Origin of the sequence: Bradyrhizobium sp. Pha-3 (genome assembly GCF_042258615.1) — a bacterium.
Classification (GTDB): Bacteria; Pseudomonadota; Alphaproteobacteria; order Rhizobiales; family Xanthobacteraceae; genus Bradyrhizobium.
The window spans coordinates 7,752,652-7,769,625 of record NZ_CP170152.1 but is presented as its reverse complement, the minus strand read 5'-3'; the positions used below and the strand labels follow the sequence as shown (position 1 = coordinate 7,769,625).

At 59.4% G+C, this 16,974-nt stretch carries 6 protein-coding genes and 3 pseudogenes; 6 read left to right on the top strand and 3 right to left on the bottom strand.

Annotation, left to right across the window (positions count from 1 at the left end; genetic code table 11):
• The first annotated feature begins 903 nt into the window (after window positions 1–903).
• Window positions 904–1,464, top strand: a complete 561-nt coding sequence (locus tag ACE10Z_RS36315) for a calcium-binding protein (RefSeq protein WP_375784999.1) — start codon at window positions 904–906, stop codon at window positions 1,462–1,464.
• 547 nt (window positions 1,465–2,011) lie between these two features.
• Window positions 2,012–2,278: a hypothetical protein gene (locus ACE10Z_RS36310; protein WP_375784998.1), complete on the top strand. Its 267-nt coding sequence runs from the start codon at window positions 2,012–2,014 to the stop codon at window positions 2,276–2,278.
• Window positions 2,279–2,906: 628 nt separating this feature from the next.
• On the opposite strand, the pseudogene ACE10Z_RS36305 reads toward ACE10Z_RS36310, so the two are convergent.
• A pseudogene (locus tag ACE10Z_RS36305) lies at window positions 2,907–3,227 on the bottom strand (Dabb family protein).
• A gap of 889 nt (window positions 3,228–4,116) precedes the next feature.
• Here ACE10Z_RS36305 and ACE10Z_RS36300 point away from each other — a divergent pair.
• Window positions 4,117–7,218, top strand: a complete 3,102-nt coding sequence (locus ACE10Z_RS36300; RefSeq protein ID WP_375784997.1) for an efflux RND transporter permease subunit — start codon at window positions 4,117–4,119, stop codon at window positions 7,216–7,218.
• A 759-nt stretch (window positions 7,219–7,977) separates the two neighbouring features.
• On the opposite strand, the gene ACE10Z_RS36295 is transcribed toward ACE10Z_RS36300, so the two are convergent.
• Window positions 7,978–9,306 (bottom strand): MFS transporter, encoded by a 1,329-nt coding sequence (locus ACE10Z_RS36295; RefSeq protein WP_375784996.1) that lies wholly within the window; start codon window positions 9,304–9,306, stop codon window positions 7,978–7,980.
• A gap of 1,313 nt (window positions 9,307–10,619) precedes the next feature.
• Here ACE10Z_RS36295 and ACE10Z_RS36290 point away from each other — a divergent pair.
• A complete protein-coding gene (locus ACE10Z_RS36290) occupies window positions 10,620–11,138 on the top strand; it encodes a hypothetical protein (protein ID WP_375784995.1) in 519 nt (172 codons plus the stop codon).
• A gap of 347 nt (window positions 11,139–11,485) precedes the next feature.
• Entirely contained in the window at window positions 11,486–15,694 is a 4,209-nt protein-coding gene (locus tag ACE10Z_RS36285) for a Ulp1 family isopeptidase (RefSeq protein WP_375784994.1), read from the top strand.
• 227 nt (window positions 15,695–15,921) lie between these two features.
• Here the strand turns inward: ACE10Z_RS36285 and ACE10Z_RS36280 are convergent.
• A pseudogene (locus tag ACE10Z_RS36280) lies at window positions 15,922–15,981 on the bottom strand (hypothetical protein); the annotation flags it as partial.
• A 338-nt stretch (window positions 15,982–16,319) separates the two neighbouring features.
• Between ACE10Z_RS36280 and ACE10Z_RS36275 the strand changes: the two are divergent.
• Window positions 16,320–16,949 (top strand): annotated as a pseudogene (locus ACE10Z_RS36275) (sigma factor-like helix-turn-helix DNA-binding protein); the annotation flags it as partial.
• Window positions 16,950–16,974 lie beyond the last annotated feature (25 nt).

Genomic DNA, 16,974 nt, shown 5'->3' with positions numbered 1-16,974 from the left:
TCGCGAAGACGTCCTGCCTGCCTCAATGGCAAATTGCTCCTCAGGATGATGGATGCTCGCAGGCTAGTCGCTGTGTTGAAGAACAAATTGGCTTCTCTCGGCGGAACGGTAAATGATTTTGTCGACGACGATCGCTTTGGCAGTTCTCGTCCGCGATCCTGCGGCCAACGGAGTAATAAGTTGAGGGGCTGTCCCGAGCAGCCGAAGATGGCGGGTTAGCCGTTTTCAAAGAATGATCACATTTCGTCCTGTTCGATAGCCCGAGCAGTAATGCAGCTTGCATGACGCGACGCCTGTCCACCGGTGATAGTTTCCCATCGATCCACTGGAACAGATCGATTTAGAGAGTCAACGCGATCCTGACTGCCGGAAATGGTAGGGGGTGCTTGCGTAAACTTGCGATACTGTGGCGAACGACAACCTCAACAAGACGCCACGACAGCTCGAAGCCTTAAATCGCTACTATGGATCCGTAAGATCTCGAGCGAGCAAGATCTGCGGAGACGATCATGGAAACTCGATTGGCAGATGTTGGGGTCGACGATGCTTGCAATATCCCGCTGCGCGATCTGAACGTAAACCACAAACGCGTGAGAAGCCGTGCGAGCTGTTGCTTGAACGGCAGGAGGGCATGAACTTGGTCAAGGTTGCGCTTCGTTGGCATTGCTTGTCTGCCAATGAGTGCCGGATTGCGTGATCACGCGTTCGCCGCTTGGTGTGATGCGACCGTTGCTCATCGTACAATGGCTTGAACCGGCCCGACGACTTTACCCGTGTCAACTTTGACCATTCGGCGGAGCCGCCGGGCTTGTGAAACGATTTGCACAACGGTCTGCAATTGGATGACCCTTCACACCGTTTTGGTTGGGTGTGCAAGTCAGGTTTTCGTCAGATTCAGTGTGTATGATCCTCAGCCAGAGCACTATCACTTCCGTGATCACTCGTCTGGCAGACAAAACACAGGAGAAAGAAATGGCTGTAATGCGCGGCACGAACTTCAACGATCACGTGGTTGGGACACCGGATAATGACTTCATCCAGGGTCGGGGCGGGAACGACTTGATTTTCGGAGGTGCGGGCGACGATGAACTGGAAGGCAATCAGGGAGCCGACACGATTTATGGCGGTGCCGGCGACGATTTTTTGTACGGCGATCAGGGTAACGATACTCTGGTCGGCGGTTACGGCGGCGACAACTTCGTGTTCACAAGCGGGAACGGCAACGATTTGGTGATGGACTTCACGGTGGGGGATAAACTGCACATCGAGGATGGGATCAATCACACTGGTATTCATACGCTTGCCGATCTTACCAGTCACATCGAGGCGGCTGGCCCCAATAGCACGGTCGTTCACCTCGGAGCGGGCAATTCAATTACGCTCTCAAATGTGAATGCTGGCGACGTTCTGCATCACCCGGACAACTATTTCTCAATCATGCATATCACCGATCAGCCCACCTGACCCTCTCGGTTGTACTTGTCGGCCGAGCATGGCGCACGGGCACGGCGATCGCGATGGCACACCCATTCTGCCGGCAGCGAACCGCCGTTGCCCTCGACCAGACGATCAAGCATTTGCCAAATGGGAGGAGACATGGTGATCCGAGCTCATCGCCATGTAGCGCAGAGTAGTATGCAGCCCGGTAGACTATACACACCCGGCTCCGGTGGCGTTCCGGCACCGGATGAATGCAGTGGCGCTGGACCAGCCGATATCGTGTCCATGCGAATGGTTTGACAGATGTTGGCACACGCCGGGCCGGCAGGTTCGCCGGCAAAGCCGCTCGCAGCACGTCAGGAGTAGTGCTCCAACCTGAACCTTTTGATCATATCGAGCTCCCGTGCACTTGCGTACAAGGCCCGACACGCTGTCGGAATGACGCCGCTGCCGCCAACGCAGCCCGCTGTCGAAGCTGGACGCTCCGCCATCGCGAATTTGCGGAGACGCCGAGGACCCATGCAGATAATCGCAGGCGCTGCGCATGCGGGGCTGGCGTGAAGATCGCGCCGTGAACGCCGACAACAGTCTGGGCGTGGGCACCTCGCAGCTTTACGCCAAGACTGCGATCTACAATTACAAGCGCTATGGCGAGTTTCGGCTCGGCAACCGCACATTCGCCTTTCGGGTGAAGCGGCGCTTTGGATTGGATCCTCGTGGCAAATTCAATGCGCGATGGAGCCGACCTATCCGAAATCTCTCCGCTTATCTCGGAATCGCGCTCAAGGAAGCAGATCGTCCGCTCCCGGGAGCCGCCGGCCTACGTTCTTACGATTGAAAACTTCGCAAGCTTCAACCGCCCACCCCGCCGGGGCGGACCCTCGGCCGATTGGGAGCTACAATGTGCGTCGACGGATATCCGTCGCTCGCCACTCAGCAGGCCCTGCGGACGAATCGCAGGATTGGTCGCCGAACAGACGCCGATCTTTCACTGGTCGGACATCGATCCGGACGGTACCTGGATATTCCACATCCGGTTCAGGTCGTAAAGCAAGGAAGCCGGGGGCCGCCCTGGAACGGCGGGAGATCGGGGCGATGCGCTGCTCGGTATCTGGCGAGATGGCTGCGGAGAACCACCCATGGATCGCCGGCAACCGCCTCAGCATTCCAGCTTGCCTGTCCATCGGCGACCACTTAGGTGCCAAACGGTTTGCAGGTCAAAATATGAGTACCGCCCGAGAAGTTCATGCCCTGCCGCGCTATCGAGACAGGTAAGCTGCGGGCGCTGCGTCAAGGCATCGCAGCGCCTTGACCGGCTCGATCCACTGCAACTCGCGGACGTGCGTAGGGCTATCGGTTGCCGATGATCGGCAGGCTATGAAGCCGGCTCTGATCGTTGTCGCGTCGCGAACAAGCGCAATTTCCGTCCCATACGTACAAAGCATCGAGGCTGATCATCATCAAGCTTAGCTGCGGCTAGCCCGTCGGGGGTGTCGAGCAACTTGGCTCAACCCTGACGTTCCAGCGAAATAGACACCTGCTGACAGTTCGTAGTCAGCGGCAAACCGCAGTTCCCGAAGCGGCCGGACGCACCGGATCGCGCTTCTTGATACAAATCGTGCGTTTTGTACGCAGCGAGATCCATTGCCGAACTGATCGCTCTTGCGGTTGCGCGCAATTTCGAGCCGGCGTGCATACGGTATTGCGGTGAGAACTGACAGACCTTCGACGATCTGGGCGATACCGGCCTGATCCTTGGCTGTGAAGAAGACGATGTGACGGATCATGGTGGCCGCAATCGTGACGCTGCAACGTGGCGTTCTTATATCGGGATCGAGCCCACACAATGCTGCACGGAAGCTGGCAGCACTCGGCGCGAATTTCTGGAAACCGATCGAGGTTGGCCTCGAAGCAGGACCGACGCCGAGCGCGTCGCTCGGCTCAGCCGTCTTCCATCCGGTCGCATCGTGCCCGAGCGGTATCGCCTGCAAGCGGCCGTTTCCCCATATTCGCCGGAGATTGACGAGGTTCGCACCACCCCGGAGCCGCTCGACGTCACGGGACTCTAGAATACATTTGTGCGCCGGTCCATCTTGGCGCCGGGGTAACGTCGCAAGTCTCGCGCGGCTCATGCCGGCGCAAGGCGTCGACAAACCTTGGTATAGGTTTGGCAACCCATTCTATATCGCGCGCTTGCCTTTGTAGAGTTGAGTCACTCGTCGAGTTGTTTGTACTTTCGACGTCGCCGCTGGATCATTCGACCGGTGTGGCGCGGGACGCCGTAAGTGTCGACTGATCCGCTTGCTGAAAGGCGTTGCGTACCATTGAGGCGTGAGGATGAAGCGGAATGGAAATGCGTCAGCCCGCTTCCGTATTTTGAGTCGGACCTCGGGCCGATTGCGCACAAAATGACATGGGTCTTTACCCTGAAGAGGTGTGTCCATACTCGGGATCGCGATCAGCGATCAAAACCGCAGGGCCAAGATCCATCCAAGGAATGGCGATGGAGAAGTGGAGCACCGGACCCTCTGCCTAGGAACTAGCCGTTAGAGCAGCCAATTCCACTTCCCTCTCGCTATGGGCCCTAGCCACTGTCAGCCGCTTGATGACCGCAACTGGAGCGCGACTTGCCAGTGCCAGCGAATTTGCGTCACCCTCCTGAATGCGAGAGCCTCGATGGCATTTGCCGAGCTTTTCATCAAACGTCCGGTGTTATCCGTCGTCATCAGTCTGCTGATCCTGCTGATCGGTCTTCGCGCGGCCGCCGTTTTGCCGATCCGGCAGTATCCGAAGCTGTCAAACACGGTCGTCAATATCACGACCTCCTACCCTGGTGCCTCCGCCGACATGATCCAGGGGTTCATCACGGCCCCCCTGGAGCAGGCAGTGGCGTCCGCCGAGGGCGTCGACTACGTCACGTCCTCATCGGTGCTCGGTAGCTCGACGATCCAGGTCTACATCAAGCTCAATTTTGATCCCAACGAGGCGCTTACCGAAGTGCTCTCCAAGGTCAACTCGGTCAAATATCTAATTCCGAAGGAATCAAACGATCCGGTCGTCACCAAGTCAGCCGGCCAGACCACGGCTGTCATGTATATCGCTTTCTCCAGCGAGGAACTGACGGCCAGCGCGATCTCCGACTATCTTTCACGCGTGGTGCAGCCGGTTATGTCGACTGTAGAGGGGGTCGCAGCGGCGGACATCCTGGGCGGCCAGAGTTTTGCGATGCGGCTATGGCTCGATCCTGCGAAAATGACGGGGCATGGCGTGTCGGCGGCGGACGTTTCGGCTGCAATTGCCGCCAACAACTTCCAGGCCGCGGCCGGTCAGGTCAAGGGCTATCTCACTATCTCCGACGTCACGGCCAACACTGATCTGCGCGGTGTCGATGACTTCAAGCGCATGATCGTCAAGGCCAATGACGGCGGCTTTGTACGCATGGAGGACATTGCGACGGTCGAGCTTGCCGCGCAGACCGCAGACGCCAGCGTCTCCATGAACGGCGAGCACGCGGTCTTCATCGGCGTGCAGGCGAGCCCTCAAGGCAATCCACTGAACATAGTGCGAGGGGTTCGGGCGCTATTTCCAGACATGAAGCGCAACTTGCCGCCATCGCTGAAGATGAAAGTGGCCTACGATTCCACGAAGTTCATTCAATCATCGATAGATGAGGTGGAAAAAACACTGATCGAGGCCGTCTTGATCGTGGTGGTCGTGATCTTCCTGTTCCTGGCCTCGTTTCGGTCGGTCATCATTCCCGTCGTCACCATTCCGCTGTCGCTCATTGGCGTCTGCAGCATGATGCTGGCGCTGGGGTTTTCATTCAATCTTCTGACCCTCCTCGCGATGGTGCTTGCGATTGGCCTCGTGGTCGACGATGCAATCGTGGTGGTGGAGAATATTCATCGCCATCTGGAACAAGGCGCGCCACCCGCGCTGGCCGCAACCCAGGGGGCGCGCGAGATCGTTGGTCCCGTCGTCTCCATGACGATCACGCTGGCCGCCGTGTACGCGCCAATCGGCTTTCTCGGCGGCCTCACTGGCGCGCTGTTCCGCGAATTTGCGTTTACGCTGGCGGGCTCGGTCATCGTATCGGGCGTGATTGCGTTGACGCTGTCTCCGATGATGTGTTCGGTCTTTCTGAAGAGCAGCCCTGAGGAGGGGCGGTTTGCAAGAGTTGTGAACCGCGCGTTCGGCGCCACGACCCGCTGGTACGGTCGCAACCTCGACCGCTCGCTCGACTATGGTCCGATTACCGGGCTGTTTGTGCTGACCATGCTGGGCCTTGTCGGCTTTCTCTATATGCATACGTCCAAGGAACTTGCACCCGAGGAGGATCAGGGCATCATATTCGCGCTGACCAAAGCGCCGAAATACGCCAATATCGATTACCTCGATTATTACGGCGCCAAGCTCGACAAAGCGTTCCAGAAATTTCCCGAGACCGATTTGCGCTTCGTGCTCAACGGCAGCAGCGGTCCGCAGGGCGGCATGGCCGGCATGTTGCTCAAGCCTTGGGACGAGCGCAAGAAATCATCGATCGCGCTCAAGTGGTCCGTTCAGGCCGAGCTGTCCAAAATCGAAGGCATCAACGCGTTTGCCTTTAGCTTGCCGCCTCTTCCGGGCGGTTCGGGCGGACTACCGGTGCAAATGGTGATCAGTTCGACGCTGGGTTTCCAGTCCGTCTATGAGCAGATGTCGAAGCTGAAGGATACCGCTCGCAAGAGCGGTCTGTTCGCGATCAGCGACTCTGACCTTGAGTTCAATCAGCCGGTGGTGCAAATCAAGGTTGATCGATCCAAGGCCAGCGATCTTGGCATCACCATGGAGAACGTCGGTGGCGCGCTTGCGACCCTGCTCGGCGGCAACTCCGTGAACCGCTTCAACCTGCAGGGGCGCTCCTACCAGGTGATCCCGCAGGTGGCGCGCGAAAAACGCCTGACGCCGGATTCACTCGGAAGCTATTATGTGAAGACTGCGAGAGGCTCGATGCTGCCGCTGTCGACCGTGGTCTCCATCGAGACTGCGACCGACCCGAATACGCTCACCCACTACAACCAGCTCAACTCCGCGACCTTCCAGGCCGTACCGATGCCTGGCGTCACGATCGGTCAAGCTGTGGAGTACTTGGACGAGGAGGCAAAGAAGCTGCCCGCAGGCTTTAGCCACGACTTCCTTGCCGACGCTCGCCAATATGTGCGCGAGGGTAATCAACTCGCCATCACCTTTGCGTTTGCAATTATCATCATTTTTCTGGTGCTTGCGGCGCAGTTCGAAAGCCTGCGCGATCCCCTCATCGTCATGATCAGCGTTCCGATGGCGATCGTCGGGGCCTTGATCCCGCTATTCTTTGGCCTGTCGACGATGAACATCTACACTCAGGTCGGGCTGTTGACACTGGTCGGGCTGATTTCCAAGCACGGTATCTTATTGGTTGAGTTCGCCAATGAGCTGCAGCTCAAGGAGAGGCTCGACCGCCGCTCGGCTATCGAGATGGCGGCGCGCGTTCGACTTCGTCCGATCATGATGACCACGGCGGCGATGGTCACCGGTCTCTTGCCCTTGTTGACCGCAACGGGCGCTGGCGCCGCGAGCCGCTTCTCGATTGGGCTCGTGCTCGTCGCGGGCATGTCCATCGGCACGCTGTTCACGCTCTTCGTGCTGCCCGCGCTCTATGTCGCGATTGCGTCCGATCACCGCGCCGGTGCGAATGCTGTCCACGTCAAGAACACCGCCGAGTTGGAATGCGCCGGGGCGGTTGCCCACTTGGTCAAGTGATGACGCTCGCAATCAATTGAGCTTCGCTGAATTGGTGTCAAATTGGGGGCGCTGATCGCCGACCGCCGTGACTTGATCGTGCTGGTTGGCTACAATTGGTGGCCCGGTCCGCGTCCATTTTCTGCTCCGGCAGGCTCGGGGGTTGTTCCCGGCCGATCAGAAGGCGGCAGCGGCTATTGGCCTCTGCCAGGGTGAATTGGCGGACATCCAGCGCAACTCGCATTCTTGACCTATCTGGGAGAATTCATGCTCTCCCGATGGCGTGGAGTGGTGGTGCCGCCTTGTTTCATTGGCTTCCTGAAGGGAAGGATTGCTCCGCCTTGCTTGCACGCAGAATGGACGACCGCTGATTTGCTGCAGTTGCGTCCAGTAGGCGAGCGGTCGGGAACTGTCTGGGCGTCTGAAGCCTATCTCATCAACATAGCTATGTTTCGAACTGGTCGGTCCCAGGCAGCCTACTCTGGCTAGCAAGGAGGCCTGTAGTGCTGCGCAGCAAGAGACCCGGCCGTGTTGCAGCGATCATCCCGCGGTTTGTCCATCGCTTTTTCCGATGCCGATGACCATCCATCAGGAAAAGCGTAGAGCTTGAAAGCCTACCCAAACCCCAACAGAAGGCGCGGCCCCAACACGACCTTCCTGCAAAAATCGAATGCTTCATCAAGACAATTCCCATCTCTCGGGCCGATCCACTTTCTTCCCGAAAGACTTGAGGGGGAGCGCGATATGAGCGGAACGGACCTGTGATCACATTGTCCAGCGCTACGACGGGCTTTGCTTATGCACAGTGCTCTGAATTCTCGGCGGCGCCGTCTCGGGCATCATCAGCATGGCACACAGTCCGGCCGCGCTAGCGACAAGCATGTACCAGGCGGGCGCCAGCGCGTTCCCGGTCACGTGGATCAGCCAGGCGACGACGGGTTGAGCTGTGCCTCCGAAGATCGCTATCGCAAAAGCGTAAATCGTCGCGAAGGCGCCGCCGCGGATGTTCTTGGGCAGACCTTCGGCCATGCTCACATAGAAGGCGCTATACGGGACCGTTCCGATGAAGGTGAGCGCGCCGAGGCCTCCAAGAAGTGCGATGGCACTGCGGCTCTCTGCGATCCACCAGAACACCGGATAAATCATCAGCAGCGCGGTGACCTGCGGCCATATCATGATGTGCCGGCGTCCGGCACGATCCGCGAGCCAACCGCCCAGCAGTGCGGCAGCAATTCCTACTGCATTGCTGACGAGCGTGGTGGCAAAGGCGAGTGGCGCAGAAACTTGCAAGGTGTTCAGCGCATAGGTTGTCATATATTCCGTGATGTAGGTAAAAATTGTGCAGCTGGCCAAAATGACGAGTCCCAAGCTCATCATGCGGCGAGCGGCACGCAATCTCTTCGCAGTCTCGACGACGGGAGCCGAAGCTTCCGGGCGGTGTAATGTCTCCGGCAGGGCGCTCCGCAGCCAAAGTCCGAACGGCAGCGTACCGGCACCGAGCAAAAACGCGATCCGCCAGCCGTACGCGTCCAGTGCCTCGCTTGTCATGGCGAGGGAGAGTATTTCTCCAACCAGCGCTCCGGCGGTTGCAGCTATCTGTTGACTGGCAGGCTGAAACGAGACAGCAAGACCGCGCGCGTCGGCGGCGGCCGCCTCCATCAGATAGGCGGTAGTCGGACCGACTTCACCTCCCAGGGCGAAGCCCTGCACCAAACGTGCGAAAATGGCCAGTAACGGAGCGGCAATTCCTATTGTCTCGTACGAGGGCGTCACAGCCAACGCAAGGATCGCGGCGCTCATCATGGCAAAGCTGGCGGTCATCGCGGGCCGGCGCCCGACCCGATCCGAGTACGTGCCGAGCACGATGGCCCCGATCGGTCTGGTTACAAAACCCGCGCCAAACGTCGCGAGCGACAGCATGAGGTTGGCGAACGGGTCGCTCGCCGGGAAGAACGCCTGACCGATCTGGATGGCGAAAAAGCTATAGGTCCCGAAATCGTAGAATTCGAGGATATTGCCGATCGTTGCGCCCATCACGGCGCGGCCGGTCAAGCGTCCGTCTTTCGCAACGATGGTCGGCGCCGGCCTCTCTTTGAACTGTCTGGCCATCCTCGATCCGTCTCTAGCGCGATCCTGGCTTGAACATTTCGACCAACCGGGTCGCGCACGTTGCTCTCCGCTTGCGCCACACGCCCTCTATCTTGATGCGGCCGGCCCGCGCGCTGGTTCTCCACATGTGGGCCTGAAGCATGTGGCGACGAAGCTCATGACTATGTGTGCAATAAAAATGCCGCCTCTTGCAGCCTCATTCAAGCACTGAATTGGTCGCGGCGATCGCCAGCAAAGATGAAGAAAGGATACGGCTGCAGTTGTCGGGCGCGGACGGTCGGTGTGCTCCTTTGCAATGGCGAGTTTGCGACAACGTTGATGGGCGCCGAACAGCAGGAGCCGCTTTCACGCAGAAGGGCCACCGTGCGTGTATACTGCGTTCAGCTGGTTACCGCGTGTGCGGAAGTGTCAGCCGATTGGCCCGGCTTTTGCTCCACTGCGTGGTAGTTGTGTGCAGCCGCATGCTTTGTCGGGATTGTTCCCTGCAGAATACAGGAGATCTTCGTGCGATCAGACGTAATGGGAGCATGGGAGCTCGCATTCGAGCGCGGACGGTGCCAACTTTCATCGAGAAGGAAACCGTAATTCCTCGCCGAAAGACATGCGGCATGAGCAATCTCGCGTGAGGTGAAGACATCGTCACCTCGGCAGCTAGCAGCCCGCTTTCGATAGGCAAAACGTAAGCCGCGCTGTGCGCGAGATCCTCGGCTCGTACTTTCGAAAGGAGCTGCGCAACATCGGTTCTGCTCGAATTCGGACGTGCAGCAAGAAAATGTTGCTTTGACCCACGATCTGGGTCTGGTCAGGATTGGTGCATCACCGCTGGATAAGCTCTTCGAACTCGCATCTCCTTCCCGGAGAGCAGGACGGGCGGCAGCCGAAGTCCGCCAATCGATACTCGCCGGGTATTTTTGCCTCACCACAATCCACCAGAATTGCAACCCGCGGTGATCCGGGTTTTCCTGTGAATCCGGGAAAACCGCCCTTCGTCAGCTAGTCGTCAGCCAGCCAGTCTATCCAGACAGGCTGCGCACTCTCGACTTGATTGGAGGTGGAATATGACGGGCATTGGCCGACTTGGCAAATCGCACGTTGGGCCCGCAGGAGCCGACAGCACATGGGGGTCGAGCAGTTCGAGCCCCGAGCCCGGTCCCGCCCCCGGGGAAGGCAGGCAATCTTTCGACTCCGTCGTGGAGCGGATGCGCTCCGGGCCTCGAGATAGAACGGCGCCGCTCGTGAGCTTGCCACCAGCTTCGGCGGTGGCAGTCCCTATTTCCTCAAGTGGCGACGGAATCAAAGCAGCGAGGCAAAAAATGCGTAGCCTGCTTGAGGACCTTGATGCTTCTCAAAATGCAGCCACGCAAGCCCGGAATCGGTCGGAGGCGCAAGAGCTGATCGATCAAGTCGTCAAGGCAGGCTCGGAAGTTCTGGATTATTACGCGACCCTCCCCCCGGACATGCCGCGCAGGCTTCTTTCCGACGATCGGGCTCGCCGACTCCGCGACGAAACTCTTGCTGCGGGGAACCAATGCAACGCCGTGGCCACCTTGATTGTCCACGACCTGGAGGCGAGCAGGAGGAAAGCAGCAGCCGTGCTCGACCAGATGCGAGATTCCAACGCTCCGCCCGGCCAGCTGAGTCGAGCGGTATTCAGCGTGGCGAAGCACTACCAGGCCTGCATGGAGTGGTGGGGAAAGAAGGCATTGCGCTCGGAACGCTGCGCAATGGTGGAATGCCGAGTCCGATGTGGGTGCACATCCATACGAAGCGGCCGGTACATGCGTGGCAGTTGGCGTCGCTGGGTGACGCCGACTTCGCCGCTTGCCACGTGAAGTCCAATGAACAGCGTGGCTACAATCGGCATTGGCAGAGCGCTCGAGCTGCGACGGGGCACGAGAACGTTGTGATTCACCGTGGCAAGCTCACGCCTGCGTTCTGTAAGTCGTTGTTGAGCATCGCCCCGTGGCACCCCCTCCCGAGGCGGAGCACGCGTCGATGCAGTTCGCGCGCCTCGGGATGTAGTTGCCTGAGTGTCTCGCGCCAGAATTCGATCACAAGCATCTGACCCCAACTTCCTTTCGCTTGGCAGCTGAACCGTCAAATGCCAACGATATGTCGGCTCAAGTCCAGGCGCATACGATCAGCGCTCCTGGCCCTTCATCTTCAAAAGTGTGTACAGATGAACTTCGTCTCAATGAATCGGGTGCGTCAACAAACGGATAGCGTGGACGCGCAAGATGCCTCTCCGGCCGACTCGTCGGCAGAGGCGGCGGCCTTTCAGCGGCAGCTGCGCGAGGTCGCTGTCCCGTCCGCTCCCGTGCTCATGCAGGTCCCCGCCCATCAAGCGGATGCATCGCGATCTGAGGCGCGGCCCATCATGCGGGCGAGTGGGCACGAAGGAATCCTAGCGCTGCATGCCGGAGAGGATGAGGCGGTGCTGGGCGCCTCAGCGCTGCAGACCGCTCGGTCAAATGGGGTCTTGGTAGGTCGCAGCGAGGAGCCACTTTTTGCCAAAGATGCGCCCCTTATTTCCGGGCTTAAGAAGGCGCTCCTCAGGGGTGGAGCCGCCGAGAGCACCGCCACGAGCAACGTCGGTTATCTGCTCAGCTTGGGCCGCTGGCTCTTTGCAAACGACAAGCCGGGCATTGCTGATCGGCTTCATGACGAGTCGATGGACAAGGATATCGAGGAGTTCATAACAAAACGTGGGACGGCGAACGTCCGTTGGGCACTAGCTCATCTGCGGACCTCTCAGTCGACGGGAGGAATCGTACCGATCGCAGGCCGCCCTGACCTGACTCCTTATCCCGAAGATGGGACTCTCATCAAAGAGTACAGAAAACAAGCAGTGACGGCCGGAACTTCAAGTACCGCCAAAACCTATGCAACTGTTCTCACGGATTTCAGCCACTACCTGCGTACAAACAACAAGCCGGGCATTGCTGCCCGGCTTCACGACGAGAGATGGAATGAGGACGAACCGCTGAATGAAGCGATCAAGCTCTACAAGGACGCCGGTGGTCACAGAAGTATCGGCGCGGCACTTGATCATCTCCGTGAGGGAGCGAGAAAACTCAACGGTCCCCCTTTGCATTCCGAAGACGCGCGGTTGATTTCCGGACTTCAAGACGCACTCGTTAAGGCCGGGTACCAGGAGATCACCGCTGAGACGATGTATGTTCGTCCTCTTCGCCGATTCAGCCGGTGGCTCTTTGCAAACAACAAGCCGGGAATCGCTGCTCGGTTTGACGACGAGTCGCTGGGCAGTGACGCTGCGCTGTTCGATAAAAGTCGGAGGCGGATCGTTCTTACCGCGCTCGATCGTCTCCGGGCCTCCCAGTCGGCGGGCGGAGTCGCGTCAATCACTGACCGGGCAGGAAGCATTGAGGCCGCGGCTAAGCAGGGCGCGTCGCAGCCAGCTTTCAGTTGGCCAGCGGCACTCTCTGAGGGGGACGATCAAGATTTATTTTTTGGGACGGTCGACGAAGCCGGTGCATCGTCGTGTCTTCAGCCACCGCGGCATGGCCTGGCATTGGATCCTGCAGAATCCCTTCGTCCCTTGAACTGGCGCCACCATGACCACGAACTGACGGATGAACGTCACAGGAACACCCTCGTGCCAGGCGAGCAGGTTCTTATCAGTGATGAGCATGATACAGGGGAGTTGAGATCAGCGAAGAGGCAGAAGACGCTAAGCAACCCCCAAGGCGTCGCCGTTGAGCGGCAGCTGATACAGACCCCATCCCATCAACTGGGGGCGTCACCATCGCAGAGGCAAGCTCCGATGCCGTCGCGTGCGCACGAATACGCCCCAGCGGCAGATCCAGTAGCGAGGCATGTCCGAGACACTGCTAGGCAGCAGAACGCATTGCGTGACGCAGTCAGTTGGCCATTGGTCCTCTCGAAGGGTCACGCTCAGAATCAGCTTTCGGTGATGGTGGAAGGCGGCCCATCATGGTCCGTCTTGGTCCCGCCTGAGCAGCTCCAGGGGGCAGAACAAGCGGGACCGCAGGAACCCGCCGGGTCCACCTCAACCTGGTCACCGCAGATGCCGCTCGACTTTGATTGGAGCATGTGGCCGAGCTCGGAAACTGCGCCATCCTTGCCTGTCCCAGCTCAGCTTCCGTCTAGATCGTACCAGTTGGGTGATGATGCTACCTTTCCGAGCACGCTGAACACGTCTGCGCCCGGAAGCCTGCCGTCGCCGGACGAGCTGATCGGCGAGCAGCTCCCGGCCGAAGACGCGGAGCTCTTGGCGAAGTTCCGCGTAGACGCCGAGCGGCGCAAGCTCACCCCAGGGGCCATGAATAACAGTGTTTCCGGGCTTGGGACATTTGTTCGCTGGGTCAACGCAAGTCATAGGGGGCCTGTGGCTTCCCGGCTGCGAGGCGGTTCATCGCTGGACGAGGAAATTGCGGCGTACAGGAGCTTGGGGCGGGACCCTCAGAACCGCATCAAATCGAATCTGAATGTTCTCCGGCGGCTCTTGCGTGGGGGTGAAGAAGCCGAAGCCCCCGAACCCCGAGTCCTTGGTCGCCCCCGTCGCCTGGTTCCTCATCCCGAAGACGCCACCCTCATCGAGGGAGCGCTCGGCCAAGCCTTGAAGGATCTTAGAACCCCGACTGCGGCGCTGAAGCAGACTGCGCAGAAGCGGGCTACACGTCTTCGTGCGCTGAGTGCGTGGCTTCAAGAAAAAAGCAGGGGGACCATAACTGGGCGACTTAACGGCTCTAGCAAGGAGCAATTAGCGCTGGACAACGATGTGCTAGCGTTCCAACGGACTGGAGGCAAAATATACGGTCCCGATTTGTCGCATCTTCGCAGCTACTTAAAACTCATCGAGGCGAACCGAGAGCCGGGGCTGCCAGGCCATGAGCAGCCGAGCTCGCCGGCCGCGCAGGGCGATCGGCATTCCGGCTCGGCGCAGGATCTTCCCTCAACGCCAGCCAGACCGAGCGCGGGAGCTTGGTTGGGTGAACAGCTGCAAGAACCAGCATCACCGTCCAGACCCCCGTCACATGCTGAGGGCAGGCTTGAGCCATTTGTTGATCTGAATGCGCCGACGCCGTTCGAGTTGCGCGACGATGCTCACTTTGCGGCGGCGCATCCTGCCAGGGCTCGCTCAGACACCTACGCTGGTCTTGAGCCATTTGTTGATTTGAATGCGCCGACGCCGTCCGAGTTGCGCGACGATGCTCACTTTGCGCCGGCGCATCCTGCCAGGACTCGCTCAGACACCAACGCTGGTCTTGAGCCATTTGTTGATCTGAATGCGCCGACACCGTTCGAGTTGCGCGACGATGCTCACTTTGCGCCAGCGCATCCTGCCAGGGTTCGCTCAGACACCTACGCTGGTCTTGAGCCATTTGTTGATCTGAATGCGCCGACGCCGTTCGAGTTGCGCGACGATGCTCACTTTGCGGCGGCGCATCCTGCCAGGGCTCGCTCAGACACCTACGCTGGTCTTGAGCCATTTATTGATTTGAATGCGCCGACGCCGTCCGAGTTGCGCGACGATGCTCACTTTGCGGCGGCGCATCCTGCCAGGGCTCGCTCAGACACCTACGCTGGTCTTGAGCCATTTGTTGATCTGAATGCGCCGACGCCGTCCGAGTTGCGCGACGATGCTCACTTTGCGCCAGCGCAGGCTGCCAGGGCTCGCTCAAGCTCCTACGGCGGTCGTCCGTTGGTTGATCTGACTGCGCCCACACCGTCCCCATTGCGCGACGATGTTAGTTCTGTGCGGGCGTTTCCGAGCACGTCCTCCGATGCTCAGATCGGGGCTTTGAATCCGACAGCCTCGTCCCACAACCGCGGGCTGGTGCTCGACGACACGGAATGGCTGGGCGACGAGCATATCGACAGGGATTACCGGCTCCAGGAGCAGGATTTGCAGAGGTACCATCCGAATCTCGCCGCCCGGACGCGGTTCGTGAATCCCCTCATAGTCCTAAATTATCTGCGCTCTCACGACGATGGCGTCGTGCTGACCGAATTCCAGCGCATCGTCCATGATGATAACGGTAATGATACAGCCGACTTCCTGTTCCTGCCCGTGATTAATGCCGATCCTGAAGATCCCAATAGCCTCGGCAACCATTGGTCGCTGCTGTTCGTTGATCGCCGCGACCGGGACCGGCCGGTCACCTATCACTACGATTCCTACGGGGGACTCAACAAAAAGCATGCAGATCATCTCGCAGGTAGGCTGGACCTCCGCTTGGAGCGAGCCGGCATGGCCCAGCAGCGGAATAGTTATGATTGCGGCGTCTTCGTGGTGGACGGTACGCGTGAGCTGGTTAGGCGATTGGCGCAAGGAGGGCAGACAGTCCATCTGGACCAGCTCGTCGTCGATCGGCAGGCACTGCAAAGCCGGCTCAGGGGCTGATGTCGGCGTGTGCGGATAGAGTTGGCTGGAGCGGCTCTCGCCCGACACCAGTCGGACTGTGTGGTGACCTGAGCTATGCGGGAAACTGGGTGATGACGGAATGAGATAGGCGGCGTATCGGCGCGGGTGTCGAGCCTGCCAGAACCTCTCAAGGAGAGCGATATGCCACCCTCCTTGGCGGTGACGATTATTTTGCCTCGCGCAGCGACGCTGCAAGCCATGTCAAGAACAATCGGAAAGTCTCCTGGCGCAGGAAAGGCGATGGCAAATGGATTGTTGCCAAGCACCGCTTCAGCGCCCCCAGGGGCATGTGATTGATGGATCCGATCGTGAATACAAATCCGATCATCCCACTTCGAGGGGCCATCTCTGCGTAGTAGGCGGCTGCTCCAAAATGGCTACAGTTAGCTAGCATTTCCATGGATAAGCAGGGCAGGAGCGGCTTGGGCATGGAGCCCCAGTGCGTGTTTCGGCAATTGCCGGACACGGATTTCGGTAATTCGCGGACAGCGATTTCAGTAATTCCGGGACAGGGATTCCGCTAAATCGCGGACAGTTGTGAAGGTTGGTTTTCGGGAGCGCCGTTCGGCAATGTTCTCTCTCAAGCTGAGTTTGAGAGGGGGCAATGCCGAGACGGAAGCAAGCGAAACGGACAACTGTGAAGGACCTTCGATCGATCCTGAGGCTGACATATGAGCATGGCCTGTCGGTCCGGGCTATCTCGGAACGTCTGCAGATCAGCACGACCTCGGTTGCCACCTACCTGCTGCGGGCTCGCGAAGCCGGCTTAAGCTGGCCGCTGCCGCCGATTTACGAGAGCGAGGCGACGTTGCAGCGGGCCCTGTTCCGGCGGCTCGGACGGCCGCCGCCCCAGGACTTGAGGGAGCCCGAGTGGGCGCGCGTTGCGCAGGAACTGAAGCGCAAAGGCGTGACGCTGACGCTGCTGTGGCAGGAATACCGAACGGCGCATCCTGACGGCTATGGCTATACTTGGTTCTGCGAGAGGTCGCCGCTCACCAGCGCCGGACGAACCCGACCTTCCGCCATCGCCATGCGGCAGGGGCGGTCATGCAGACCGATTATGCCGGCCACACCGTGGAGGTGATCAACCCGCAAACTGGCGAGATCCGTCAGGCTCAGATTTTTGTCGCGGCTCGGGGCCTCGTCGCTGACCTTCGCTATGGGGAGCTCCGGTCAGCGACTACCAGATTGGATCGAAGGCCAGACCCGGGCCCTGTCGTACTTCGGCGGCGTTCCCAACCCGTCAAAGCCACGCCCAC